Source organism: Vibrio sp. 1401 (assembly GCF_033340295.1).
Map to the genome: position 1 here is coordinate 1 of NZ_JAWOWF010000355.1, position 709 is coordinate 709.

At 53.7% G+C, this 709-nt stretch carries 1 pseudogene; it reads right to left on the reverse strand.

The window, feature by feature from the left end:
• Positions 1–709, reverse strand: a pseudogene (locus R7Z77_RS25600) (hypothetical protein); the annotation flags it as partial.

Consider the following 709-nt stretch of genomic DNA (forward strand, 5'->3'; position numbering starts at 1 on the left):
AAGGTTGGTGTGATCGGCATCGAGTGGCTGCGGTCTTCTGCCCCCGTATTCCCCGAAAGGTCTTGGTAGTCTTTCACCACCAAGCCTACGGTTAGCTCTGACGACACTGGCACCACAACATCACCGGTCCAGACTTTCGCCTCCGCTGTCTTAGTCAGCGTGATGGCGGAACCACCAAGCTCTGCGCTTGCTGCTTGCAGCGCTTTATCGAACTCCAGTCTGACCGTCACATTTTGTCCTTCCGCTTGGTGCGTTGGGTTAAAGGTCGCGTTAGTCAGTGTTGGCAACGCCTGTGCCAACGTGAAGTTTATGCTTTCTGTTGCTTCCACGTTTGAGGCATTGGTCCCCGTCACCACCACGGTGTAGGTGCCATTTGGCTCACCACTGATGTCCATCGCGTTGCTCGTCCAAGCGCCACCACTTTGTACCGTGGCACTGCCGCTGGCGATAACCGTGTCACTGCCTTGCGATTTGATTTCTACGCTCACGGTTTGGCCATCAAAGCGGCTTGAAGTACCGGTGATCTGCAATGCGGCAGCATTGCTGCTATCCACATTGCCTACTGGCGTGATCGCCAAGGTTGGTGTGATTGGCATTGCGTTGGAAGAATCATCTTCGCCCATATTACCAATCAAGTCTTTGTACTTACTTACAACTAGGCCGACACTGAGTTCTGGAATATTGGGGACTTCAGCCCTCCCCGTCCAAA